Below are 25,748 nucleotides of genomic sequence, written 5' to 3'. Positions count from 1 at the left end.
AGATACGGTTTACTTTCTGGTTAAAATTTTGCCGTCAGGGTTTCTATGCGTGCTAAGGGAAAGAAATTTAAAAAGCGTTATCTGGTCATTATTTTAATTCTTTTAGTGGGGGGGATGGCTGGCTGGCGAATGCTAAATGCGCCGCTGCCAACTTATCAGACATTAATCGTGCGGCCAGGCGATCTTGAACAGAGTGTACTGGCGACGGGAAAACTGGACGCGTTGCGTAAAGTGGATGTCGGCGCGCAGGTGAGCGGCCAGTTGAAAACGCTGCTGGTCTCCATTGGCGATAACGTTAAAAAAGATCAGCTACTCGGCGTGATTGACCCAGATCAGGCGGAGAACCAGATAAAAGAGGTCGAGGCCACCCTGATGGAGCTGAACGCGGAGCGTCAGCAGGCAGCCGCTGAGTTAAAGCTGGCGCGGGTTACGCTGGCGCGCCAGCAGCAGTTAGCTAAGACTCAGGCGGTATCGCAACAGGATCTGGATACTGCGGCGACGGAGTTGGCGGTTAAACAGGCGCGTATTGGCACCATAGATGCCCAGATCAAACGTAATCGGGCCTCGTTGGACACCGCGAAAACCAACCTGGAATATACCCGTATTGTCGCCCCCATGGCGGGGGAAGTGACGCAAATCACTACCCTGCAAGGACAAACGGTGATTGCAGCTCAGCAGGCGCCCAATATTCTGACGCTGGCGGATATGAGCACCATGCTGGTAAAAGCGCAGGTCTCGGAAGCGGACGTGATCCATCTTCGGGCGGGGCAGAAAGCATGGTTCACCATTGCAGGCGATCCGCAAACGCGCTATGAAGGCGTTTTAAAAGATATTCTGCCGACGCCGGAAAAGATCAACGATGCTATTTTTTATTACGCCCGGTTTGAAGTGCCGAATCCCAAAAGAATCTTGCGTCTTGATATGACCGCACAGGTTTATATTCAACTCATGGATGTCAAAAATGTGTTGATTATTCCTCTCGCCGCGCTTGGCGAACCGGTGGGCGGCAATCGTTATAAAGTGGCGCTGTTGCGTAACGGCGAAAAACGTGAGCGCGAAGTGGTCATTGGCGAGCGTAACGATACAGACGTGGAAGTGGTTAAAGGTCTGGAAGCGGGCGATGAGGTGATCATCGGCGAAAGCAGGCCAGGAGCGACGCCATGACGGCATTGCTTGAACTGCGCAATGTGAGTCGCAGCTACCCCTCCGGAGAAGAACAGGTGGCGGTGTTGAAAGATATCTCCCTGCAAATCCACGCCGGGGAGATGGTGGCGATCGTCGGCGTTTCCGGTTCTGGAAAATCAACGCTGATGAATATCCTCGGGTGCCTGGATAAACCGACCAGCGGCACTTATCGGGTGGCGGGGCGGGACGTCTCGACGCTGGACCCGGACGCGCTGGCGCAGCTGCGGCGTGAGCATTTTGGCTTTATCTTTCAGCGCTACCATCTGTTGTCGCATTTAACGGCAGCGCAAAATGTTGAAATCCCCGCCGTCTACGCCGGTATTGAACGCAAAAAACGCCAGGCGCGCGCCAGAGAGTTGCTTTTGCGGCTGGGATTAAGCGATCGCGTCGATTACCCACCTTCACAGCTTTCTGGCGGACAGCAGCAGCGTGTCAGCATTGCCCGCGCGCTGATGAACGGCGGACAGGTGATTCTGGCGGATGAGCCGACCGGCGCGCTGGATAGCCATTCCGGCGAAGAGGTGATGGCGATTTTGCGCCAACTGCGCGATCGCGGACATACGGTGATCATTGTGACGCACGATCCGCTGATTGCCGCCCAGGCGGAGCGGATTATTGAAATTCACGATGGCAAGATTGTCCATAATCCGCCCGCGCAGGAAAAGAAACGCGAACAGGGCGTTGACGCTGCCGTAGTTAATACGGCTCCCGGCTGGCGGCAATTTGCCAGCAGCTTTCGCGAAGCGCTGTCGATGGCGTGGTTAGCGATGGCCGCTAACAAAATGCGTACTTTACTGACCATGCTGGGAATTATTATCGGTATTGCGTCGGTGGTGTCGATTGTGGTGGTCGGCGACGCCGCAAAAAAGATGGTACTGGCGGATATCCGCGCTATGGGCACTAACACGATTGATATTCATCCAGGCAAAGATTTTGGCGACGACAACCCGCAGTATCGACAGGCGCTGAAATATGACGATCTGGTGGCTATTCAGAAACAGCCGTGGGTTAACTCTGCGACGCCCAGCGTTTCAAAGAGCCTACGTCTTCGCTATGGCAATATTGATATTGCCGTAAATGCTAATGGCGTCAGTGGCGATTATTTTAACGTTTACGGCATGTCTTTTAGGGAGGGGAACACCTTCAATGCTGTACAGCAACAGGATCGCGCGCAGGTGGTGGTGCTGGATGCCAACACGCGACGCCAGCTATTTCCAAATAAAGCGAATGTCGTAGGGGAAGTGGTGCTGGTGGGTAATATGCCGGTTATTGTTATTGGCGTGGCGGAAGAGAAACCGTCCATGTACGGCAATAGCAATCTGTTGCAAGTTTGGTTGCCCTATAGCACGATGTCAGATCGCATAATGGGTCAGTCATGGCTTAACTCGATCACCGTTCGTGTGAAAGATGGCGTTGATAGCGATCAGGCTGAACAGCAGCTTACCCGCCTGCTCACCTTACGCCACGGTAAAAAAGACTTCTTCACCTGGAATATGGACAGCGTCCTGAAAACGGCTGAAAAAACCACCTATACTCTTCAGTTATTTCTGACGCTGGTGGCCGTCATTTCGCTGGTTGTCGGCGGCATCGGTGTTATGAATATTATGCTGGTTTCCGTCACCGAGCGAACGCGTGAAATCGGCATCCGTATGGCGGTAGGCGCGCGCGCCAGCGATGTGCTACAGCAGTTTCTTATTGAAGCGGTGCTGGTTTGTCTGGTTGGAGGAGCGCTGGGGATTAGCTTGTCGATGTTCATCGCATTTATGCTACAGCTTTTCCTGCCCGGCTGGGAGATCGGTTTTTCACTGACTGCTCTGGCGAGCGCGTTTTTATGTTCGACGTTTACCGGGATACTGTTTGGCTGGCTACCGGCGAGAAACGCGGCGCGACTGGACCCGGTGGAGGCGCTGGCAAGGGAGTAATCTCGCTGACGTCATTTGTCGGCCTGATAAGATGCAACAGTGTCGCTATCAGGCACTGGCGTTAAATAAAAATGCCAGCCGATCGGGCTGGCATTTTGCCTCCTGGATGTACACAATGAGACAGAGGAGCTATGCAACGGCCTCTGCTTCGATGGGCACGATGACGCTGGCGTGATTGCCTTTTGGCCCCTGGTGGACATCAAACCGGACAGACTGTCCGGCTTTAAGCGTTCTGTAACCATCCATTTGAATGGTGGAATAATGGGCGAAAATATCCTCGCCGCCGCCTTCAGGGCAGATGAAACCAAACCCTTTGGCATTGTTGAACCACTTTACAGTACCCGTTTCCATGCTTCGACATCCTTCGTAAATCTTATATAAGTAAGATGGAATGAACCGGTGACGGAGTGGGGGCTGTTCAAAACCTCACCAACTCTCGACATTACAATTTAGAGAAATCAGGCGAGGCGTCAAGCATCAGGCAGGGGGGAACGGGTAAAAATGAATCAAAAATTTGAAGCAGTTAACGCTATTGCCGGGAATGTGACAGATGTCGCGGATGGTACTGATAGATGTTAGTTATCTATCAATTGAGGTAGATTGATTGTGTGCATAGACTCTGGTCAGCGGCAGATTTTTCTGCCGACAACCGTAACCGATAATGACGACTGACAATGGGTAAGACGAACGATTGGCTGGATTTTGACCAGCTGGTGGAAGATAGCGTGCGCGACGCGCTAAAACCGCCATCTATGTATAAAGTGATATTAGTCAATGATGACTACACTCCGATGGAGTTTGTTATTGACGTGTTACAAAAATTCTTTTCTTATGATGTAGAACGTGCAACGCAATTGATGCTTGCAGTTCACTATCAAGGCAAAGCCATCTGCGGCGTGTTCACCGCCGAGGTGGCGGAAACCAAAGTGGCGATGGTGAACAAGTATGCAAGGGAGAACGAGCATCCGTTGCTGTGTACGCTGGAAAAAGCCTGAATGCAGGTATAAAAATTGGGGGAGGTGCCTATGCTCAATCAAGAACTGGAACTCAGTTTAAACATGGCTTTCGCCAGAGCGCGCGAGCACCGTCATGAGTTTATGACCGTCGAGCATCTGTTGCTGGCGCTGCTCAGCAACCCATCGGCTCGCGAAGCGCTGGAAGCATGCTCCGTGGATCTGGTGGCGCTCCGTCAGGAACTCGAAGCCTTCATTGAACAAACCACACCCGTACTGCCTGCCAGTGAAGAAGAGCGTGATACGCAGCCGACGTTAAGTTTCCAGCGTGTCCTGCAACGTGCCGTCTTCCACGTTCAGTCTTCCGGGCGTAGTGAAGTGACTGGCGCGAATGTGCTGGTGGCTATCTTTAGCGAACAGGAATCACAGGCGGCTTATCTGCTGCGTAAGCATGAAGTGAGCCGTCTGGATATCGTGAACTTTATTTCTCACGGGACGCGAAAAGACGAACCGAGCCAATCTTCCGATCTCGGCAATCAGCCAACTGGCGACGAACAAGCTGGCGGGGAGGAACGTATGGAAAACTTCACGACGAATCTTAACCAACTTGCTCGCGTGGGCGGCATCGATCCGCTGATTGGTCGTGAAAAAGAACTGGAACGCGCGATCCAGGTCTTGTGTCGTCGCCGTAAAAATAACCCGTTGCTGGTAGGGGAATCCGGCGTCGGCAAAACGGCGATTGCCGAAGGGCTGGCCTGGCGTATCGTGCAGGGCGATGTGCCGGAAGTGATGGCCGATTGCACCATTTACTCTCTGGATATCGGTTCGCTGCTGGCGGGCACCAAATACCGCGGCGATTTTGAAAAACGGTTTAAGGCGTTGCTGAAACAGCTTGAGCAGGATACCAACAGCATCCTGTTTATCGATGAAATCCATACCATTATCGGCGCTGGCGCGGCGTCGGGCGGACAGGTGGATGCGGCAAATCTGATTAAACCGCTGCTTTCCAGCGGCAAGATCCGGGTGATCGGCTCAACGACCTATCAGGAATTCAGCAATATTTTTGAGAAAGACCGCGCATTAGCGCGCCGTTTCCAGAAAATTGATATTACCGAGCCTTCGGTGGAAGAGACGGTGCAAATTATCAACGGCTTGAAACCTAAGTACGAAGCGCACCACGACGTGCGTTATACCGCGAAAGCGGTGCGTGCGGCGGTCGAGCTGGCGGTAAAATATATCAATGACCGCCATCTGCCGGATAAAGCCATTGACGTGATTGACGAAGCGGGCGCTCGGGCGCGTCTGATGCCGGTGAGCAAACGTAAGAAAACGGTCAACGTGGCGGATATTGAGTCCGTAGTGGCGCGAATTGCGCGAATTCCTGAAAAGAGCGTCTCGCAGAGCGATCGCGATACGCTGAAGAACCTGGGCGATCGTCTGAAAATGCTGGTCTTCGGCCAGGATAACGCGATTGAGGCGCTGACCGAAGCTATTAAGATGAGTCGTGCGGGTCTGGGCCATGAGCATAAACCTGTCGGCTCATTCTTGTTCGCCGGGCCAACTGGCGTAGGGAAAACTGAAGTTACGGTACAGCTTTCAAAAGCGCTGGGTATTGAGCTGTTGCGCTTCGATATGTCCGAATATATGGAACGTCATACGGTGAGCCGTTTGATCGGCGCGCCTCCGGGATACGTCGGTTTCGACCAGGGCGGGCTGCTGACGGATGCGGTGATTAAGCATCCTCATGCGGTGCTGTTGCTGGATGAGATCGAAAAAGCGCACCCGGATGTCTTTAACCTGCTGCTGCAGGTGATGGATAACGGTACGCTGACCGATAACAATGGCCGTAAGGCGGATTTCCGCAACGTGGTGCTGGTGATGACCACCAACGCCGGCGTGCGAGAAACCGAACGTAAATCTATTGGTCTTATTCATCAGGACAACAGTACCGATGCGATGGGCGAGATCAAGAAAGTGTTTACGCCGGAGTTCCGTAACCGTCTCGACAACATTATTTGGTTCGATCATCTGTCTGGCGAGGTGATTCATCAGGTTGTCGATAAGTTTATCGTCGAGTTGCAGGCTCAGTTGGATCAGAAAGGCGTCTCTCTGGAAGTCAGTCAGGAAGCGCGCGACTGGCTGGCGGAAAAGGGCTATGACCGGGCGATGGGCGCACGACCGATGGCGCGTGTGATTCAGGATAACCTGAAAAAACCGCTGGCCAATGAGTTGCTGTTTGGATCGCTGGTTGATGGCGGACAGGTCACCGTCGCGCTGGATAAAGAGAAAAATGCGTTGACGTATGGCTTCCAGAGTGCGCAAAAGCACAAGCCGGAAGCCGCGCATTAATCTTCGTTTCACTGCCGTACAAACCGGGCCTTAGCGCCCGGTTTTTTTACGCCGGCTAATAGTTAGCCTGATGGCGTTGTGCTCGCGGTAGGCGGACAAGGCGCTTGTAAATTGCGTCATCATCCGGTAATCGACGGGTCAAATGCGAAAAAAAAGCCCGACCCGCTGCGTGAAAAGGGATGCTGAAGCCGCTGTTACCAATGCCAAAAAAACTAATCCTCTTCTCTGAAAAGAGTAGTCTTACACTTAGCACAAAGAATTCTTCTGTGATTATCCCATACCTGTATCAAACCAACATCGCTGAATTTCTCGTGACCACAACTGTAGCAGGATATTTTGCTACAGTTGTGTTTTTTAATATATTCATCTTTGGTGGGAAGTTGCTTCCAGTAGCCTATCAGTCCGGGCATAACCTCTCCTTGAGTGGGTTATGTAATTTGCAAATTATGATAATAATTATATAAGAAATAGTTCAGTATGAAATTATTACTTATCACATTTTCGAAAGCGAATGCTATTAGCATCACACTTTCTACGTTGTTATCAACGATAATGCTTTCGTACAGGTAGCTTAGCTGTTGGCAGTGCTATACCCCGTCCAATCATCCATCAACGCCACCCGTTTAGGCCATAACGTCCCACGCTGATACGCTGCTTCAGCCTTATCTGCCAACTGGTGCGCCAACGCATGTTCAATAACCTCACGTTGATAGTCCGTTGTTTCACCAGCCCACTCATGGAAAGTAGAACGGAAGCCATGCTGCGTTAAGTTGGTATATTCCATTCGTTTCAATGCAGCCAATAACGACATATCAGAAAGTGTTTCAGCGCGAGGGGCAGGGAATACATGATTGTTATTTTTCAAACGCGGTAAGCCTTCTAATAAAGCAACGGCAGAATCAGACAGAGGAACTCGGTGCTTTTTTACTACCGAGAGATACTTATGCAAACTTTTCTAAAGCGTTTTAGGTAGGGGAGTGGGGCGGTTTTTATAGAATCTACAGCAACTTCCCTATAGCAACCAAAGGTCCAAAACGAACCTTTTGTCAGGAAAATCACAGCAAAAACAAGAAGTTTAGATACAAAAGCCCGTACTTTCGTACGAGCTCTTTCTTGAATATGGCGGTGAGGGGGGATTGACTCGCTGCGCTCGCCCTTCGGGCAGCCCGTTCGCTGCGCGCCCGGTCTGTCCAACTGGCTGCGCCGCTACTCAGCCCATCCCTGGGCCTCGCCCCTTCGGGGCCAGAGCAAGCTCTGTTCAAAAACGCTCCCGGCATTTTTGTGTCGAACCCCGGTCGGTGGTTCTCATCCCCCCTTAGTTTGGGGGATATATATAAGCAAAAAGCCCGTACTTCTGTACAGGCTCTCAACTTAAATATGGCGGTGAGGGGGGGATTGACTCGTTGCGCTCGCCCTTCGGGCAGCCCGTTCGCTGCGCGCCCGGTCTGTCCAACTGGCTGCGCCAGTTGTCGAACCCCGGTCGGTGGTTCTCATCCCCCCTTGGTTTGGGGGATACATATAAGCAAAAAGCCCGTACTTCTGTACAGGCTCTCAGCTTAAATATGGCGGTGAGGGGGGGATTCGAACCCCCGATACGTTGCCGTATACACACTTTCCAGGCGTGCTCCTTCAGCCACTCGGACACCTCACCATATTGTATTGCTGCCTGACCACTTGGGGGGCAACGGGGCGCTACTATAGGGAGTTGCGCTAAAACGGTCAAGCAGAATTTACATATTCACTGTCGTTTGCTCATGCAATAGACATAATCCCCGCCCAAACTGGCGCGGGGAGGCAAATTAACGCTGTGAATCCAACATTTCGTTGTTTTTCACCACATCCTGCGCTTTGCTGTAGCTTTCGATCAGCAGTTGATAGGCCGGGAATACCTGAGTATAAACGTCGGCCCACGCGGCGGCGTCTTCACGGTTCCAGGTGCCTTGCAGCTCAGAGGCGACTGCGGCAGTATCCATCGGTACGACGCCAGCCTGTACGATACGCGCCAGGGTGATCTCCTGCGCCATCTTACTGTAGGTGCCGGATGCGTCGATCACGGCAAATACCTTATAGCCTTCCGCTACCGCGCTAATGGCCGGGAATGCCATGCACACGCTGGTAATCGTCCCGGCAATGATCAGCGTCTTACGACCCGTCGCTTTTACCGCCTTAACGAAATCTTCGTTATCCCAGGCGTTAATTTCACCTTTGCGCGCAATGTACTGCGCATGTGGCGCATTAGCGTGGATCTCCGGGATCAGCGGGCCGTTCGGACCTTGCGGTACGGATGCCGTGGTAATGACCGGCATTTTCGCTAACGTCGCCATCTTCGCCAACGCCGCGGCGCGAGCGCGTAATTCCGGCATTGGCATATCGCCTACGGTCTGGAAAAGACCGCTTTGATGATCGATTAAAAGCATCACGGAATCGTTAACATCAATTACCGGGCGCAAACCATTAAAATTAGCAGGACTTGACATCGTGTTCTCCTTCATGTTTTCAGATTTGGCCAAAACGGCCGGAGTTGAAATCGCGGACTGCTTCTGCGATCTCTTGTTTCGTGTTCATAACAAATGGGCCGTAACCCACAATCGGTTCATTCAGCGGCTCGCCTGATAACAGCAATACGCTGGCGTCGCTGCTGGCCTCAAGGTGCAGCGTTTTCCCTTGCTGGCTCAACACCACCAGTTGCGCTTCGTTGACCGGCGTCGTGCCGTTCACCGTGATATTGCCTTTCAGTACCACTAGCGCGGTGCTCCATCCTTCCGGCTGTGCCAATGTAAGCTGGCGATTGCGTTGCAGGCGCATATCCCAGACATTGAGCGGCGAGAAAGTGTGCGCCGGGCCTTTTGTCTCTTCATAACGCCCTGCGATGACCCGCACGACTCCGGCGTCATCCGGCAACGTAACGGTCGGGATAACATCGTGGGTAATGCTTTGATAACCCGGGGTGGTCATTTTGTCCTTCATTGGAAGGTTAACCCACAACTGCACCATTTCCAGTTCGCCGCCCCGACGGGTAAACGCGTCGGAATGGAACTCTTCATGCAAAATGCCTGCGCCTGCGGTCATCCACTGAACGTCGCCCGGGCCGATAACGCCGCCGCGACCGGTAGAGTCCCGATGCTCGACTTCGCCACTATAAACAATCGTCACGGTCTCGAAACCGCGGTGTGGATGCTCCCCAACGCCGCGTTTTTCATTACCCGGCGTAAATGTGTGCGGCCCGGCATAATCCAGCAGCAGGAATGGACTCAACTGCTGCGCATGTGACTGATAAGAAAAGAGTGAACGAACCGGAAATCCATCGCCAACCCAGTGCGGGCGAGGTGCGGTATAGACGCCTGTAATCTGTTTCATGGTGTTCTCCTCAGTGGCGTTGTCTTGATGTGAATAAGCTTATATTCATGACAAAAGGTTCGGTAGTGGCTAAAATGGCTCATACCGTTCCATTAATAGGACAATGTAATGATAAAAACGGATCTCAATGATTTTGCGTGGTTTGTGCATGTGGTCGAAGAGGGTGGGTTTGCCGCGGCGGGGCGTGCGCTTGATGAACCAAAATCAAAACTGAGCCGGCGTATTGCGCAACTGGAGGAACGGCTGGGCGTGCGATTGATTCAGCGAACCACCCGGCAGTTTAACGTTACCGAAGTGGGACAAACATTCTATGAGCACTGTAAAGCGATGCTGGTGGAAGCTCAGGCGGCGCAGGATGCCATTGCCGCATTGCAGGTAGAACCTCGCGGTATCGTGAAGCTGACCTGCCCGGTGACGCTGCTGCATGTACACATCGGCCCAATGCTGGCGAAATTTATGGCGCGTTATCCTGATGTTTCGCTACAGCTTGAAGCAACCAATCGTCGGGTGGACGTCGTAGGGGAGGGGGTGGATGTGGCGATTCGCGTCAGGCCGCGCCCGTTTGAGGATAGCGACCTGGTGATGCGCGTCCTGGCTGACAGAGGGCATCGCCTGTTTGCCAGCCCGGATCTTATCGCACGGATGGGAATCCCTTCCGCGCCGGCGGAGTTGAGCCATTGGCCAGGGCTAAGTCTTGCATCCGGCAAGCATATCCACCGCTGGGAACTTTACGGCCCGCAGGGCGCGCGTGCGGAAGTCCATTTTACCCCGCGTATGATTACTACAGACATGTTGGCGCTACGCGAGGCGGCGATGGCGGGCGTGGGGCTTGTGCAGTTACCTGTCTTAATGGTGAAAGAACAACTGGCCGCCGGTGAACTGGTCGCGGTGCTGGAAGAGTGGGAGCCCCGGCGGGAGGTTATTCATGCTGTGTTCCCATCCCGGCGAGGATTATTACCTTCCGTACGCGCGTTGGTCGATTTTTTGACGGAAGAGTATGCGCGGATGGTGGAAGAGTAACCTGCTCGTCATTCATCGACTTAATGGACGCAAAAAAGGCCGGTTAAACCGACCTTTTATCCAGCCGCCCTTCAGGGCGTGAGGAGACAATTAGCGACTACGGAAGACAATGCGGCCTTTGCTCAGGTCGTACGGGGTCAGCTCAACGGTCACTTTGTCGCCCGTCAGGATGCGGATGTAGTTCTTACGCATTTTACCGGAGATGTGTGCAGTAACCACGTGACCGTTTTCTAACTCTACGCGGAACATGGTATTAGGTAACGTTTCGAGAACGGTACCTTGCATTTCAATATTGTCTTCTTTGGCCATCTAATCCTCTGGGGTATCACTACCATAATTTGAACCGGCAAGATAATGCCGAACTTCTTTTGATAAGTAAAGATTTGTGCGTTTAAAACACAGCAAACCAGGTTTAGCACATGATTCCGCGACACACGACAACGCCGCGTTATACACCTTTTCCCTGATACTACCGCCTGATGTATCGACATAAGCGCAACATATAAGGGAACGGTGAAATAAACGATGGGCGTTACCTGACAACGGGCTGCGGGATAATGAGCTAAACCAATTCTGCGGCAGCAATTATAACACCCCAATAAAAAATGTGCCGAAAACATTCACTTCCGGGGCAAAAATAATGTCCGCGGCACCCAAAAACGGGAGGCCAGCGGCTGTTGGCGTAAGGCCGCGAGGTGATCGAGGTAGTCACGACGTGGAATTTCAATGGCGCCGAGCGAGGCGGTATGACTATTAAGTACCTGACAATCAATAAGTTTACCGCCGTGACGGGTAAATTCAGCGCAAAAAACCAGCAGTGCGGTTTTGGAGGCATTCTCCTGGCGGCTAAACATCGATTCGCCGCAAAACAGCGCCCCCTGCGAGACGCCATACATCCCGCCGACCAGTTCCCGATCGCGCCACACTTCAATGGAGTGCGCGTGGCCCAATTCATGTAATCGGCGATAGGCTTCCTCAATACCACGCGTTATCCAGGTGCCTTCGTCACGGTGATTGGCGCATCCATCAATGACCCGGTCGAAAGCGTAATTGAGCGTCACGCGGTAAGGGGATGCGTTGTGAAAGCGCCTCATGCTGCGACTGAGGTGAAACTTTTCAGGCCACAGCACGGCGCGCGGATCGGGCGACCACCACAGAATCGGGTCGCCCGGCGAAAACCACGGGAAAATCCCGTGCTGATAGGCCATTAACAACCGGGCAGGGCTGAGATCGCCGCCCAGCGCCAGTAAACCGTTAGGCTCGCGTAAAGCGCCTTCCGGCGAAGGGAAGGCGATAGAATGTCGGGAAAGCTGAACCAGACGCATGACGGCGAAACTCCAGTATGCAAGTCGGATCGTTCAATAATAGCTTACAGACGTTGTTTAAACTGATAATAGCGCCCTTGTCCGGCTAACAATTCTGCATGAGTGCCTCGCTCAATGATGCGCCCGTCGTCCATTACGATGATTTGATCAAAACGGGCCAGGCCGCGCAAACGGTGAGTCACCATCAGGACGGTTTTCTCGCGCATCACATCAGCAAGTAATTCCAGCATTTCGCTCTCGGTGGTCGCATCCAGCCCCTCAGTGGGCTCATCCAACAGCATCAACGGGGCATCGTGCAACAGCGCGCGGGCGATGGCCAGGCGACGAAGTTCGCCGCCGGATAGCAGACGACCGCCTTCGCCGAGCCAGCTATTAAGCCCACTATCTTCGAGCAGATTTTCGAGGCCGACGCGACGCAGCATGTCGGAAAGGGCTTCGTCGCTGGCATTGGGCGCCGCCAGTAATAAATTATCACGCAGCGTGGCGCTGAACAGGTGGACACGCTGCGGCACCACGCTGATAGTCCGGCGTAAGGCGGATTCGCTCAGCGAGGATAGCGGAAGATCGTTGAGCAGAATTTCGCCTTGTTGCGGGTCCCAGGCGCGGGTGAGTAGCTGCAACAGCGTTGATTTTCCGCAGCCGGTACGCCCCAGAATAGCGACATGTTCGCCAGGATTAGCCTGTAATGAGAGGGCATTGAGCGCATTAATCGGCTGGTCGGGATAACGAAACGAAACGTCCCGCAGGGTGAGTGTGACCTTTTCCGGCGCGGGAGTTTCTGCCTGTGGAAAGGTCACCTCCGGTTTTTGCTCCGTTAATTCAGTGATACGAAGCGCAGAGGCGATAACCTGCCCCAGATGCTGGAATGCGCCGGTAACGGGCGCAAGCGCCTCGAAAGCCGCCAGCGCGCAGAAGACAAACAGCGCGATGAGCGCGCCGGGCTGCGTATTGCCGCCAACGCCGCCGGAGGCCATCCACAACATTAACGTCACCGCCAGCGCGCCAATCAACAGCATTAACGCCTGCGATAAGGCGGTCAGTTCAGACTGTCGGCGTTGGGCCTCATGCCATTGTAATTCGGTGGCTTCCATTTGCGCCCGATAGCGTTTGCTGGCGCCAAAAATGGTGAGTTCCGCCTGGCCCTGTAGCCATGACGTGAGCTGTTGGCGATACTGACCTCGTAGATGCGTCAGATTTTGGCCGGTATTTTTGCCGGCGCGATAAAACACCGGCGGCATAATAAACAGCGTCAACAGCATAATGCCGCCCAGCGTGATCGCCAGCGTCACGTCGAGAACGCTAAGCCCCAGGGTGACAATCATAATCACTACAAAAGCGCCGACCAGCGGGGAGATGACGCGCAAATAGAGATGATCCAGCGTGTCGACGTCGGCAACGATGCGGTTCAGCAGTTCACCTTGCTGATAACGCGCCAGACCCGCGGGGGAGAGCGGTAAAAGTTTGCTGAAGGTATAAATACGCAGATGTTGCAGCACGCGGAACGTGGCGTCATGACTTACCAGACGTTCAAAATAACGACCGGCGGTACGGGTAATGGCCGCGCCGCGCACGCCGGCCGCCGGGAGCATATAGTTAAAACTGTAAATTCCCGCGAAGCCTGCGATAGCGGACGCGGACAGGAACCAGCCGGAAAGCGTCAGCAGCCCGATACTGGCAAGCAGGGTCAGGATTGCCAGCGCAATTCCCAGCGTTAGCATCCATTTGTGGCGTTTATAAAGCGTCAGATAAGGGAGTAGCGCGCGCATTTAAATATCCTCCTGACGGTGAGCCAATAACGTCGCAAAAGCGCCGTTGGCGGCGCTGAGTTCGGCATAACTGCCTTGTTCGACAATCGCGCCATCTTGCATAACCCAGATAGCGTCCCAGTCGGCGAGATCTTCCAACTGATGCGTCACCATTAATGTGGTCTGGCGTTTTGACGCCGCTTTTAACGCCTGCATGACGCGTTGCTCGCTGTGAGCGTCCAGGCTTGCCGCTGGTTCATCCAGCAGTAGCAGTTGACAGGGATTAAGTAGCGCACGGGCGACCGCTACACGCTGTGCCTGGCCGACGGAAAGTCTGCTGGCATGATTGCCGAGCGGGGTGTCTACTCCCTGCGGCAGCAGCGGTAAAAACTCGCTTACCCATGCGGCGTCAAGCGCGGCATAAAGTTCCTGCTCGCTGGCGTCCGGGCGCGCCAGTAATACATTTTCGCGTAGCGTCGCCGCAGGTAATTGCGGGTTTTGTCCAACCCAGGAGAGATGCTGGCGCCAGGATTCCGGCGAGAGATCGCGAAGCTCGACACCGTTAATACGCAAAGAGCCCTGATAGGAGAGAAAACCGGATAATACATTCAACAGAGAGCTTTTACCGGAACCGCTGCGTCCTACCAGGACGGCGCGTTCTCCTGCCGCTAATGAGAAATTCAGCGGCCCGGCAAGCGTTTTGCCTTCTGGCGAGGTGATAATAAGATTGACTGCGTCAATGGTTACAGGTTCGTTTTCCGCCAGCTCAACTTCGCCGCGCGCCGGGTGGGCGAGGGGCGTTTCCAGAAACGTCTTCAGACTATCCGCCGCGCCAACCGCCTGCGCCTTAGCATGATAAAACGTGCCGAGGTCGCGTAATGGCTGGAAAAACTCCGGCGCGAGGATCAAGGCGAGGAACCCGGCGGCGAGCGTCACACCGGTACCGTAATGACCAAAGTTCAGCTCGCCCAGGTAAGAGAAGCCAAAATAAACGGCGACCAGCGCAATAGAAAGCGAGGTGAAAAACTCCAGCACGCCGGAAGATAAAAAGGCGAGGCGCAGCACTTCCATCGTGCGCTGACGAAAATCCTGCGATGCTGCGCGAATGCTCTCGGTTTCCGCTTCTCCACGACCGAAAATTCGCAGCGTTTCCATTCCGCGCAGACGGTCAAGAAAATGGCCGCTTAGCCGGGCAAGCGCCAGGAAATTGCGGCGGTTGGCGTCAGCCGCGCCCATCCCCACCATCGCCATAAATAGGGGAATGAGCGGGGCGGTGCCCAGCAGAATCAGCGCCGCCGCCCAGTTTGACGGGAAAATCGCCGCCACGATTAAGAGCGGTACGCAAACGGCAAGCGCCATTTGCGGCAGATAGCGCGCATAATAGTCATGCATATCGTCAATCTGCTCCAACACCAGCGTCGCCCAGCTACCGGCGGGCTTGCCCTGAATCCAGGCTGGGCCGGCTTGCTGCAGACGATCCAACACCTGACGGCGGATCTCAAAGCGAATATGTTGTCCGGCATGAAAACCGACGCGCTCGCGCAACCACACCACCCAGGCGCGGAGGACAAAGACCAGTATCAGCAGGATAAAAGGGAGCAACAGCGCTTCCCGTGGAATGTTCTCCATGATCATATGTTGCAGGATACGCGCCATGATCCAGGCCTGAGCGACAATTAATACGCCACTCATGAACCCCAACAGGCGGGAAATATTCAACCACCGTTGGGAGATTACGCTTTGCTGTTTTAACCAGCGGGTCAGCTCTTTTTGACGGGTTTTATTCATTGCACGCTTAGCAGGTGAGTTATTGGAATTTCAGGCAGGGCAATGTTACAACGACGCAAAAATAAAGGCGACTTATAGTCGCCTTTTTTACTTTTGTTACTGATTTGTAAAAACTATTTGCTCGCGTCGGCCAGACCATCGAGATAGCGTTCAGCATCCAGCGCCGCCATACAGCCCGTACCTGCAGAGGTGATCGCCTGACGGTAAATATGATCCATAACGTCACCCGCCGCGAATACGCCAGGGATGCTGGTTTGTGTGGCGTTGCCATGGGTGCCGGACTGAACTTTGATATAACCATTTTCCAGCTCAAGCTGGCCTTCGAAGAGCGCCGTATTTGGGCTATGACCGATGGCTACGAAAAGTCCGGCGATGTCCAGCGTCTCGATATTATCGCTCTGCTGCGTGTCGCGAAGACGCAGACCAGTAACGCCCATCTGATCGCCGGTCACTTCTTCCAGCGTCCGGTTGGTGTGCAGGATGATATTGCCATTTTCGACTTTATCCATCAGGCGCTTAATGAGGATTTTTTCAGCGCGGAAACCGTCACGGCGATGGATAAGGTGCACTTCCGAAGCGATGTTGGACAGATAAAGCGCTTCTTCAACCGCGGTGTTGCCGCCGCCGATCACCGCCACTTTCTGGTTGCGGTAGAAGAAACCGTCGCAGGTTGCGCAGGCGGAAACGCCGCGCCCTTTAAAGGCTTCTTCCGATGGCAGCCCCAGATAGCGCGCGGAAGCGCCGGTCGCAATGATCAACGCATCACAAGTGTACTCTGCGCTGTCACCTGTCAGACGGAACGGACGATTTTGCAGATCCACTTTGTTGATGTGATCAAAAATTATCTCGGTTTCAAATTTTGCCGCATGTTCATGCATGCGTTCCATCAGCAGCGGGCCGGTCAAATCGTTTGGATCGCCGGGCCAGTTTTCCACTTCCGTCGTGGTAGTCAGTTGACCGCCTTTTTCCATACCGGTAATAAGTACCGGCTGTAAATTTGCGCGTGCGGCATATACCGCCGCGGTATATCCCGCCGGTCCTGAGCCCAGAATAAGCAGCTTACTGTGTTTGGTCGTGCCCATGAGATCCCCATAGTTGTTGGCAGACAATGAGCAGAATTGTAGGGAATTTACAGACGTAAAAAAAGAGCATAACGATTTTGTTAACAATATGTGTAATAGCATGAACCGATGAACGACCGCGACAGCGACGTTATCATCACAAACTTTAATTAAAATCGGTAACTTATAAGGTGACGAAATGACAGTTTACCGCCCTCTCTAATGAATAACTGGCATGTTGTACTAAAAATCGATGTTTTGCTTTGACAATCACCTGCTGTTTTGCGAAAACATTCGAGGAAGAAAAAAACTGTGTTATGTATGTGCTGCATAATCATGCATGTAAATACCATGTTTACCGGGCTAGTGAAATCTACGCATGGCGTGGACAGACGCCATTCGTGATGTCGATAGCTGCCGCGAGGCAACGGTCTTCTCACCATAGACCAGGCATTGCGCGCCGTTAATCCCTCTGGGTTTCGGTCTATTGTGATGGGCAGCGACTCTGAACAGTGATGTGAGTAGAGTCAGGCAGGAGTAGGGAAGGAATACAGAGAGACAATAATAATGGTAGATAGCAAGAAGCGCCCTGGCAAAGATCTCGACCGTATCGATCGTAACATTCTTAATGAACTGCAAAAGGATGGGCGTATTTCCAACGTCGAGCTTTCTAAACGAGTAGGACTTTCGCCGACACCTTGCCTTGAGCGTGTGCGTCGGCTGGAGCGACAGGGGTTTATCCAGGGCTATACGGCGCTGTTGAACCCGCATTATCTGGATGCGTCACTTCTGGTATTCGTTGAGATTACCTTAAATCGCGGCGCGCCGGATGTGTTTGAACAGTTTAATGCCGCCGTGCAAAAGCTTGAAGAGATTCAGGAGTGTCATTTGGTTTCCGGCGATTTCGACTACCTGTTGAAAACCCGTGTACCGGATATGTCAGCGTATCGAAAACTATTGGGAGAGACGTTGCTGCGCTTGCCAGGTGTGAACGACACCCGAACTTACGTAGTGATGGAAGAGGTAAAACAGAGTAATCGTCTGGTTATTAAGACACGCTAACACGGAACAGGTGCAAAATCGCTGTAGTTTGATTACACTCCTGTTAATCCATACAGCAACAGTGCCGGGGCAACCCGGTGCTGTTGTCCGTTTTAGCATCGGGCGGGAAAAGCCTGGAACCTGGAGAGCCTTTTTTGAGCCAGGAATATACTGAAGACAAAGACGTCACATTGACGAAGTTAAGCAGCGGGCGCCGACTTCTGGAAGCGTTGTTGATACTTATTGCCCTTTTTGCCGTCTGGTTGATGGCGGCCTTGTTGAGCTTTAACCCTTCGGACCCCAGTTGGTCGCAAACCGCCTGGCATGAACCCATCCATAATTTAGGCGGCGCGCCGGGCGCGTGGCTGGCCGATACACTGTTCTTTATTTTTGGCGTAATGGCCTACACTATCCCTGTCATTATTGTCGGCGGGTGTTGGTTTGCGTGGCGTCATCAGTCTACGGATGATTACATCGACTATTTTGCTGTGTCGCTACGCCTTATCGGCGTGCTGGCGCTGATTCTCACTTCCTGCGGTCTGGCGGCCATTAATGCCGACGATATCTGGTATTTCGCCTCCGGCGGCGTAATTGGCAGCCTGTTAAGCACCACGCTGCAGCCGTTGTTGCATAGTAGCGGCGGAACGATAATGCTTCTCTGTATTTGGGCTGCCGGGCTGACGCTCTTTACCGGTTGGTCCTGGGTTAGTATCGCCGAAAAATTAGGCGGCTGGTTGCTTAATATACTGACCTTCGCCAGCAACCGTACCCGGCGTGATGATACGTGGGTTGACGACGAAGAGTATGATGACGAATACGATGAAGAAACCGACGGCGTGCAGCGTGAATCTCGCCGGGCGCGTATTTTGCGCGGCGCGTTGGCGCGTCGTAAGCGACTGGCTGAAAAATTCAGCAATCCACGGGGCCGTCAGACCGATGCCGCGCTCTTTTCCGGCAAACGGATGGATGATGACGAGGACATTCAGTATAGCGCGCGCGGCGTCGCTGCCGATCCCGACGACGTTCTGTTTTCGGGCAACCGTGCGACGCAGCCGGAATATGATGAATATGATCCGCTGTTAAACGGCCATTCTGTCACCGAACCGGTTGCCGCCGCTGCGGCCGCAACTGCCGTCACCCAGACGTGGGCAGCGTCCGCCGATCCCATAATGCAAACGCCGCCCATGCCGGGGGCTGAGCCGGTTGTCGCGCAACCGACCGTGGAGTGGCAGCCCGTACCGGGGCCGCAAACCGGCGAGCCGGTTATCGCGCCTGCGCCGGAGGGGTATCAGCCGCATCCGCAATATGCTCAACCGCAGGAGGCGCAAAGTGCGCCGTGGCAGCAACCTGTGCCTGTCGCTTCCGCGCCGCAATACGCCGCGACGCCAGCGACCGCAGCAGAGTATGACTCTCTTGCGCCGCAGGAAACACAGCCGCAATGGCAGGCGCCGGATGCCGAACAACACTGGCAGCCGGAGCCGACCCATCAGCCGACGCCGGTTTATCAGCCGGAGCCGATAGCGGCTGAACCTTCCCACATGCCGCCGGTTATCGAACAGCCGGTTGCCACCGAGCCTGAACCTGTCATAGAAGAGACCAGACCCGCCCGTCCTCCGCTTTACTATTTTGAAGAGGTGGAAGAGAAACGCGCCCGTGAGCGCGAACAACTGGCGGCATGGTATCAACCGATTCCGGAGCCGGTAAAAGAGAACGTGCCGGTCAAACCTACGGTATCTGTCGCGCCATCCATACCGCCAGTGGAAGCGGTAGCCGCCGCCGCGTCGCTTGACGCAGGTATTAAGAGTGGCGCTCTGGCAGCAGGCACCGCGGCCGCTGCGCCTGCCTTTAGTCTGGCTACCGGCGGCGCGCCGCGTCCGCAGGTGAAAGAGGGGATTGGCCCGCAACTGCCGCGTCCGAACCGCGTTCGCGTGCCGACCCGACGGGAACTGGCGTCGTACGGTATTAAGCTGCCGTCACAGAGGATTGCAGAAGAAAAAGCCCGCGAGGCGGAGCGCAATCAGTACGAGACGGGCGCGCAGCTAACCGATGAAGAAATAGATGCAATGCATCAGGACGAGTTAGCCCGTCAGTTTGCGCAGTCGCAGCAGCATCGTTATGGTGAGACGTATCAGCATGATACTCAACAGGCAGAAGATGACGATACCGCTGCGGAAGCTGAATTAGCCCGCCAGTTTGCCGCTTCGCAACAGCAGCGATATTCCGGCGAGCAACCCGCTGGCGCGCAGCCGTTCTCACTGGACGATCTGGATTTCTCGCCAATGAAAGTATTGGTTGATGAAGGTCCGCACGAACCGCTGTTCACGCCGAGTGTCATGCCCGAATCAACGCCTGTTCAGCAGCCGGTAGCACCGCAGCCGCAGTATCAACAGCCGCAACAGCCGGTAGCGCCGCAGCCGCAGTATCAGCAGCCGCAACAGCCGGTAGCGCCGCAGCCACAGTACCAGCAGCCGCAGCAGCCGATAGCACCGCAACCGCAGTATCAGCAGCCGCAACAGCCGGTAGCGCCGCAGCCACAGTATCAGCAGCCGCAGCAGCCGGTAGCGCCGCAGCCACAGTATCAGCAGCCGCAGCAGCCGGTAGCGCCGCAGCCACAGTATCAGCAGCCGCAACAGCCGACAGCGCCGCAAGACAGCTTGATCCACCCGCTGTTGATGCGTAACGGCGACAGTCGTCCATTACAGCGTCCGACGACGCCGCTGCCTTCGTTAGATCTTCTGACGCCGCCGCCGAGCGAAGTTGAACCGGTAGATACCTTTGCGCTGGAACAAATGGCGCGTCTGGTTGAAGCGCGTCTGGCGGATTTCCGCATTAAAGCTGATGTGGTGAACTATTCGCCAGGCCCGGTCATTACTCGCTTTGAACTGAATCTGGCCCCGGGCGTTAAAGCGGCGCGTATCTCCAACCTTTCCCGGGATCTGGCGCGCTCATTGTCAACGGTAGCCGTACGCGTTGTGGAAGTCATTCCAGGCAAACCTTACGTAGGGTTGGAATTGCCGAACAAGAAACGGCAAACCGTTTATCTGCGCGAAGTGTTGGATAACGCCAAATTCCGCGAGAATCCGTCGCCGCTTACCGTGGTGTTAGGTAAGGATATCGCGGGCGATCCGGTAGTGGCGGATCTGGCGAAAATGCCTCACCTGCTGGTGGCCGGTACGACCGGTTCCGGTAAGTCGGTCGGGGTTAACGCCATGATCCTCAGTATGCTGTATAAAGCGCAGCCGGAAGACGTTCGCTTTATCATGATCGACCCGAAAATGTTAGAACTCTCGGTCTATGAAGGTATACCGCATCTGCTGACAGAAGTTGTTACCGACATGAAAGACGCGGCTAACGCGTTACGCTGGAGCGTCAATGAGATGGAGCGTCGCTATAAGCTGATGTCCGCGCTCGGCGTACGTAATCTGGCTGGGTATAACGAGAAAATCGCCGAAGCGGCCCGCATGGGACGCCCGATTCCGGACCCGTACTGGAAGCCGGGCGACAGTATGGATGTTCAGCATCCGGTTCTGGAAAAACTCCCGTATATCGTGGTACTGGTTGATGAATTTGCCGACCTGATGATGACCGTCGGTAAAAAAGTTGAAGAGCTGATCGCGCGTCTGGCGCAGAAAGCGCGCGCTGCGGGGATTCACCTGGTACTGGCGACGCAGCGTCCGTCGGTCGATGTGATTACTGGTTTAATTAAAGCCAACATTCCAACCCGTATCGCTTTTACCGTATCCAGCAAGATCGACTCCCGCACCATTCTTGATCAGGGTGGCGCTGAGTCGTTATTGGGAATGGGGGACATGCTCTATTCCGGACCAAACTCCACCATGCCGGTACGTGTCCATGGGGCGTTTGTGCGTGACCAGGAAGTCCATGCGGTGGTGCAGGACTGGAAAGCGCGCGGTCGTCCGCAATATGTGGATGGCATTACCTCCGACAGCGAAAGCGAAGGTGGCGGTGGCGGTTTTGACGGCGGCGAAGAATTAGATGCGCTATTCGATCAGGCCGTTAATTTCGTCACCCAGAAGCGTAAAGCGTCCATTTCCGGCGTTCAGCGTCAGTTCCGCATCGGCTATAACCGTGCGGCGCGTATTATCGAACAGATGGAAGCGCAGGGTATTGTCAGCGCTCAGGGGCATAACGGTAATCGTGAAGTGCTGGCTCCGCCGCCTTTTGAGTAAACCTGTAAGCCGGATGGCGCTGTGCAGGCTGCCATCCGGCAACAAAATTCAGTATTTTCTTCTTTCCTCATGCTGATTTTTGGCCTGGAATAGAAAGCAAAAGGAGCTCCTGGTCGGGAGTGTCGAAACCTGAGGAATAATGATGAAAAAAATGGCAATCGCCTGTGCATTACTTTCAAGCGTTGTAGCCAGCAGCGTATGGGCTGACGCCGCCAGCTCTCTGAAAAGCCGTCTGGATAAAGTGAGCAGCTTTCATGCCACCTTTACTCAAAAAGTCACCGATGGCAGCGGTGCCGCGGTGCAGGAGGGACAGGGTGATTTATGGGTTAAGCGGCCAAATCTATTCAACTGGCATATGACGCAACCTGACGAGAGTATTCTGGTTTCTGACGGCAAAACGTTATGGTTCTATAACCCGTTTGTAGAACAGGCTACCGCCACGTGGTTGAAAGATGCCACCGGAAATACACCGTTTATGCTGATTGCCCGCAACCAGGCCAGCGACTGGCAGCAGTATAATATTAAGCAGGATGGCGATAATTTTGTGCTGACGCCGAAAGCCAGCAACGGCAATCTGAAACAGTTCACCATCAATGTGGGACGCGACGGGACTATCCACCAGTTTAGCGCCGTAGAACAAGACGATCAGCGTAGCGCCTATCAGCTAAAATCCCAGCAAAACGGCGCTGTTGATCCGTCAAAATTTACGTTTACTCCGCCGCAAGGGGTAACGATAGATGACCAACGTAAGTAGAGGCGATGAGTGAGCAATCTGTCGCTCGATTTTTCTGATAATACGTTTCAACCGCTGGCCGCGCGAATGCGGCCGGAAAATTTAGCACAGTATATCGGCCAGCAGCATTTGCTGGCCGCAGGTAAACCGTTGCCTCGCGCTATTGAGGCCGGGCATCTACACTCCATGATTTTATGGGGGCCGCCAGGGACGGGGAAAACCACGCTCGCTGAAGTGATCGCCCGCTACGCCAGCGCCGATGTCGAGCGTATTTCCGCCGTCACTTCTGGGGTAAAAGAGATTCGCGAAGCTATCGAGCGCGCCCGCCAGAATCGTAATGCCGGACGCCGTACCATCCTGTTTGTCGATGAAGTGCATCGCTTTAACAAAAGCCAGCAGGACGCCTTTTTACCGCATATCGAAGATGGCACTATCACCTTTATCGGCGCGACCACGGAAAATCCCTCTTTTGAGCTGAACTCGGCGCTATTGTCGCGAGCGCGGGTCTATCTGCTGAAATCGTTGACCACTGACGATATTGAGCAAGTACTGGACCAGGCGATGCAGGACAAAACGCGTGGTTACGGCGATCAGGATATCGTGTTACCGGATGAGACACGGCGAGCAATTGCTGAGCTGGTCAATGGCGACGCGCGGCGCGCCTTAAATACGCTGGAAATGATGGCCGATATGGCGGAGGCGGATGACAGCGGCAAACGCGTTTTATTGCCCGCCTTGTTGACCGAGATCGCCGGCGAGCGCAGCGCGCGTTTTGATAACAAAGGCGATCGCTTCTACGATCTTATTTCCGCCTTACATAAATCAGTGCGCGGCAGCGCGCCGGATGCCGCCCTCTATTGGTATGCCCGTATCATTACCGCGGGAGGCGATCCGCTGTACGTGGCGCGTCGCTGCCTGGCGATTGCCTCGGAAGATGTGGGTAATGCCGATCCGCGCGCGATGCAGGTCGCTATTGCCGCGTGGGATTGTTTCACCCGCGTCGGTCCGGCTGAAGGCGAAAGGGCAATCGCGCAGGCTATCGTTTATCTCGCCTGCGCGCCGAAGAGCAACGCCGTCTATACCGCCTTTAAGGCTGCGCTGGCCGACGCGCGCGAACGTCCTGATTATGACGTTCCTGTCCATCTGCGTAATGCGCCAACCAAACTGATGAAAGAGATGGGCTATGGCCAGGAATACCGCTATGCCCACGATGAGCCCAATGCCTATGCTGCGGGTGAAGTGTACTTCCCGCCGGAAATCGCGCAAACGCGCTATTATCATCCGACAAATCGTGGTCTGGAAGGCAAGATTGGCGAAAAGCTCGCCTGGCTGGCTGAACAGGATCAAAATAGCCCCACAAAACGCTACCGCTAGTGTAAACGTTGCGGTAAGGTTATCTCTAAATATGATGCTCCAGGTATCATGGCGTTGATGATGAACCTCGTTATGCCTGATAGCACGTTGCTTATGAGGTCCGCGGGTATAGCGCAATGGATGCGTTGTTGCTGTCGTCGGTCTGGTAAGGCGAAAACGTCGCTATTACGTAAACGCGGTTTACGTTCATCAATACAATCAGAGGCGATCATCAATTGATCGCGTTTCCTTTTATTATTCGATAAGCACAGGATAAGCATGCTCGATCCCAATCTGCTGCGTAATGAGCCAGACGCAGTCGCTGAAAAACTGGCACGCCGGGGCTTTAAGCTGGATGTAGATAAGCTGCGCGCTCTTGAAGAGCGTCGTAAAGTTTTGCAGGTCAACACGGAAAACCTGCAGGCGGAGCGTAATTCTCGATCGAAATCCATCGGCCAGGCGAAAGCGCGCGGGGAAGATATTGAGCCTTTACGCCTGGAAGTGAATAAACTGGGCGAAGAGCTGGATGCGGCGAAAGCCGAGCTGGATACCTTGCTGGCGGAGATCCGCGATATCGCGCTGACCATCCCAAACCTGCCTGCGGATGAAGTGCCGGTAGGTAAAGATGAAAACGACAACGTTGAAGTCAGCCGCTGGGGTACCCCGCGTGAGTTTGATTTTGAAATCCGCGATCACGTCACCTTAGGGGAAATGCACTCCGGCCTCGACTTTGCCGCCGCGGTTAAGCTGACCGGCTCCCGTTTTGTGGTGATGAAAGGACAGATTGCGCGTATGCATCGCGCATTGTCGCAGTTCATGTTGGATCTGCATACGGAACAGCACGGCTATAGCGAAAACTACGTGCCGTATCTGGTTAACCACGACACGCTGTATGGCACCGGTCAACTGCCGAAATTCGCAGGCGACTTGTTCCATACCCGTCCGCTGGAAGAAGAAGCAGACAGCAGCAACTATGCTTTGATCCCGACGGCGGAGGTTCCGCTGACCAATCTGGTACGCGATGAAATCATCGACGAAGATCAGCTGCCGATTAAAATGACGGCGCATACGCCTTGTTTCCGTTCTGAAGCAGGTTCTTATGGTCGTGATACCCGTGGCCTGATTCGTATGCATCAGTTTGACAAAGTGGAAATGGTGCAGATCGTTCGCCCGGAAGATTCTATGGCTGCGTTGGAAGAGATGACCGGCCACGCGGAAAAAGTGCTCCAGCTACTGGGACTGCCGTACCGTAAAATTATTCTGTGCACTGGCGATATGGGCTTCGGCGCCTGCAAAACCTATGACCTCGAAGTCTGGGTTCCGGCGCAGAATACCTACCGCGAGATCTCTTCCTGCTCTAACGTCTGGGACTTCCAGGCGCGTCGTATGCAGGCACGCTGTCGCAGCAAGTCCGACAAAAAGACCCGTCTGGTCCATACCCTGAATGGTTCTGGTCTGGCGGTAGGTCGTACCCTGGTGGCCGTGATGGAAAACTATCAGCAGGCTGATGGCCGCATTGAAGTGCCGGAAGTATTACGTCCGTACATGAACGGACTGGAATATATCGGCTAATCCTCGCTTTCTCCTCTTCTAAAAAGCGCCTTCGGGCGCTTTTTTTATGCCAGTTTGATACCGGACAATAATCCCTACCCTATTAGGGGTAATACTGATTTCGAATGAAGGTCAGTTTTTAACACTATTTTTCTACTTTTTCGATATATATCAG

The 25,748-nt window shown here is 54.0% G+C and carries 20 protein-coding genes, 1 tRNA gene, 1 other RNA gene and 1 pseudogene; 11 read left to right on the top strand and 12 right to left on the bottom strand.

Annotated elements, in window-relative coordinates; translation table 11 throughout:
- The first annotated feature begins 45 nt into the window (after positions 1-45).
- Both macA and macB read left to right on the top strand, forming a co-directional pair.
- Positions 46-1,164: a macrolide transporter subunit MacA gene (gene macA, locus K8W53_RS14560; RefSeq protein WP_001201753.1), complete on the top strand. Its 1,119-nt coding sequence runs from the start codon at positions 46-48 to the stop codon at positions 1,162-1,164.
- Positions 1,161-3,107 carry a macrolide ABC transporter ATP-binding protein/permease MacB gene (macB, locus tag K8W53_RS14555; RefSeq protein WP_052939253.1) on the top strand — a complete coding sequence of 649 codons (1,947 nt, stop codon included), beginning with the start codon at positions 1,161-1,163 and terminating at the stop codon, positions 3,105-3,107. The genes macA and macB overlap by 4 nt, the downstream gene beginning before the upstream one ends.
- Before the next feature lie 129 nt (positions 3,108-3,236).
- On the opposite strand, the gene cspD is transcribed toward macB, so the two are convergent.
- The gene (gene cspD, locus K8W53_RS14550) at positions 3,237-3,458 is read right to left on the bottom strand and encodes a cold shock-like protein CspD (RefSeq protein WP_000447499.1); all 222 of its coding nucleotides are present in this window, start codon (positions 3,456-3,458) and stop codon (positions 3,237-3,239) included.
- Between the two features lie 150 nt (positions 3,459-3,608).
- Between cspD and K8W53_RS14545 the strand changes: the two genes are divergently transcribed.
- From K8W53_RS14545 to clpA, 3 genes are all read left to right on the top strand, one after another.
- A complete protein-coding gene (locus tag K8W53_RS14545; protein WP_212742690.1) occupies positions 3,609-3,686 on the top strand; it encodes a hypothetical protein in 78 nt (25 codons plus the stop codon).
- 95 nt (positions 3,687-3,781) lie between these two features.
- The gene (gene clpS, locus K8W53_RS14540; RefSeq protein WP_000520789.1) at positions 3,782-4,102 is read left to right on the top strand and encodes an ATP-dependent Clp protease adapter ClpS; all 321 of its coding nucleotides are present in this window, start codon (positions 3,782-3,784) and stop codon (positions 4,100-4,102) included.
- A gap of 30 nt (positions 4,103-4,132) precedes the next feature.
- Positions 4,133-6,409, top strand: a complete 2,277-nt coding sequence (gene clpA / locus K8W53_RS14535) for an ATP-dependent Clp protease ATP-binding subunit ClpA (protein ID WP_000934064.1) — start codon at positions 4,133-4,135, stop codon at positions 6,407-6,409.
- 212 nt (positions 6,410-6,621) lie between these two features.
- Here clpA and K8W53_RS14530 read toward each other — a convergent pair whose 3' ends face one another.
- The 6 genes and pseudogenes from K8W53_RS14530 to K8W53_RS14505 form a co-directional block, all read right to left on the bottom strand.
- The gene (locus tag K8W53_RS14530) at positions 6,622-6,819 is read right to left on the bottom strand and encodes a hypothetical protein (protein WP_024147994.1); all 198 of its coding nucleotides are present in this window, start codon (positions 6,817-6,819) and stop codon (positions 6,622-6,624) included.
- 161 nt (positions 6,820-6,980) lie between these two features.
- Positions 6,981-7,334, bottom strand: a pseudogene (locus tag K8W53_RS14525) (tyrosine-type recombinase/integrase); the annotation flags it as partial.
- A 453-nt stretch (positions 7,335-7,787) separates the two neighbouring features.
- A non-coding RNA gene (locus K8W53_RS14520) (RtT sRNA) lies at positions 7,788-7,924 on the bottom strand.
- 48 nt (positions 7,925-7,972) lie between these two features.
- Positions 7,973-8,060: transfer RNA gene (locus K8W53_RS14515), tRNA-Ser, on the bottom strand.
- 148 nt (positions 8,061-8,208) lie between these two features.
- On the bottom strand, positions 8,209-8,886 hold the full coding sequence (locus K8W53_RS14510) for a hydrolase (protein ID WP_000097893.1): 678 nt from the start codon (positions 8,884-8,886) through the stop codon (positions 8,209-8,211).
- Between the two features lie 19 nt (positions 8,887-8,905).
- Positions 8,906-9,766: a pirin family protein gene (locus K8W53_RS14505; protein WP_000809969.1), complete on the bottom strand. Its 861-nt coding sequence runs from the start codon at positions 9,764-9,766 to the stop codon at positions 8,906-8,908.
- A gap of 108 nt (positions 9,767-9,874) precedes the next feature.
- On the opposite strand from K8W53_RS14505, the gene K8W53_RS14500 reads away from it, so the two are divergent.
- Positions 9,875-10,786 (top strand): LysR family transcriptional regulator, encoded by a 912-nt coding sequence (locus K8W53_RS14500; protein ID WP_000597928.1) that lies wholly within the window; start codon positions 9,875-9,877, stop codon positions 10,784-10,786.
- Positions 10,787-10,876: 90 nt separating this feature from the next.
- On the opposite strand, the gene infA is transcribed toward K8W53_RS14500, so the two are convergent.
- The 5 genes from infA to trxB form a co-directional block, all read right to left on the bottom strand.
- Positions 10,877-11,095, bottom strand: coding sequence for a translation initiation factor IF-1 (infA, locus tag K8W53_RS14495; protein WP_001040187.1), 219 nt, complete (start codon positions 11,093-11,095; stop codon positions 10,877-10,879).
- A 311-nt stretch (positions 11,096-11,406) separates the two neighbouring features.
- Positions 11,407-12,111 carry a leucyl/phenylalanyl-tRNA--protein transferase gene (gene aat / locus K8W53_RS14485; protein ID WP_001241652.1) on the bottom strand — a complete coding sequence of 235 codons (705 nt, stop codon included), beginning with the start codon at positions 12,109-12,111 and terminating at the stop codon, positions 11,407-11,409.
- 44 nt (positions 12,112-12,155) lie between these two features.
- A complete protein-coding gene (gene cydC / locus K8W53_RS14480; protein ID WP_023216394.1) occupies positions 12,156-13,877 on the bottom strand; it encodes a heme ABC transporter ATP-binding protein/permease CydC in 1,722 nt (573 codons plus the stop codon).
- Positions 13,878-15,644: a heme ABC transporter permease/ATP-binding protein CydD gene (gene cydD / locus K8W53_RS14475; protein WP_001044541.1), complete on the bottom strand. Its 1,767-nt coding sequence runs from the start codon at positions 15,642-15,644 to the stop codon at positions 13,878-13,880.
- Between the two features lie 113 nt (positions 15,645-15,757).
- Entirely contained in the window at positions 15,758-16,726 is a 969-nt protein-coding gene (gene trxB / locus K8W53_RS14470; RefSeq protein WP_000537406.1) for a thioredoxin-disulfide reductase, read from the bottom strand.
- 546 nt (positions 16,727-17,272) lie between these two features.
- Here trxB and lrp point away from each other — a divergent pair.
- The 5 genes from lrp (at position 17,273) to serS (ending at position 25,594) form a co-directional block, all read left to right on the top strand.
- Positions 17,273-17,767: a leucine-responsive transcriptional regulator Lrp gene (lrp, locus tag K8W53_RS14465; protein WP_000228469.1), complete on the top strand. Its 495-nt coding sequence runs from the start codon at positions 17,273-17,275 to the stop codon at positions 17,765-17,767.
- A 134-nt stretch (positions 17,768-17,901) separates the two neighbouring features.
- Entirely contained in the window at positions 17,902-21,936 is a 4,035-nt protein-coding gene (gene ftsK / locus K8W53_RS14460) for a DNA translocase FtsK (protein ID WP_058654721.1), read from the top strand.
- A 142-nt stretch (positions 21,937-22,078) separates the two neighbouring features.
- A complete protein-coding gene (gene lolA / locus K8W53_RS14455; RefSeq protein ID WP_001519746.1) occupies positions 22,079-22,690 on the top strand; it encodes an outer membrane lipoprotein chaperone LolA in 612 nt (203 codons plus the stop codon).
- Between the two features lie 9 nt (positions 22,691-22,699).
- Positions 22,700-24,043, top strand: a complete 1,344-nt coding sequence (gene rarA / locus K8W53_RS14450) for a replication-associated recombination protein RarA (RefSeq protein WP_000067785.1) — start codon at positions 22,700-22,702, stop codon at positions 24,041-24,043.
- Positions 24,044-24,301: 258 nt separating this feature from the next.
- A complete protein-coding gene (serS, locus tag K8W53_RS14445; protein ID WP_000886697.1) occupies positions 24,302-25,594 on the top strand; it encodes a serine--tRNA ligase in 1,293 nt (430 codons plus the stop codon).
- Positions 25,595-25,748 lie beyond the last annotated feature (154 nt).

Origin of the sequence: Salmonella sp. A29-2, assembly GCF_020150755.1 — a bacterium.
GTDB lineage: Bacteria > Pseudomonadota > Gammaproteobacteria > Enterobacterales > Enterobacteriaceae > Salmonella > Salmonella enterica.
The sequence above is the reverse complement of the archived record's forward strand: the minus strand, read 5'-3'. Positions and strand labels throughout refer to the sequence as shown.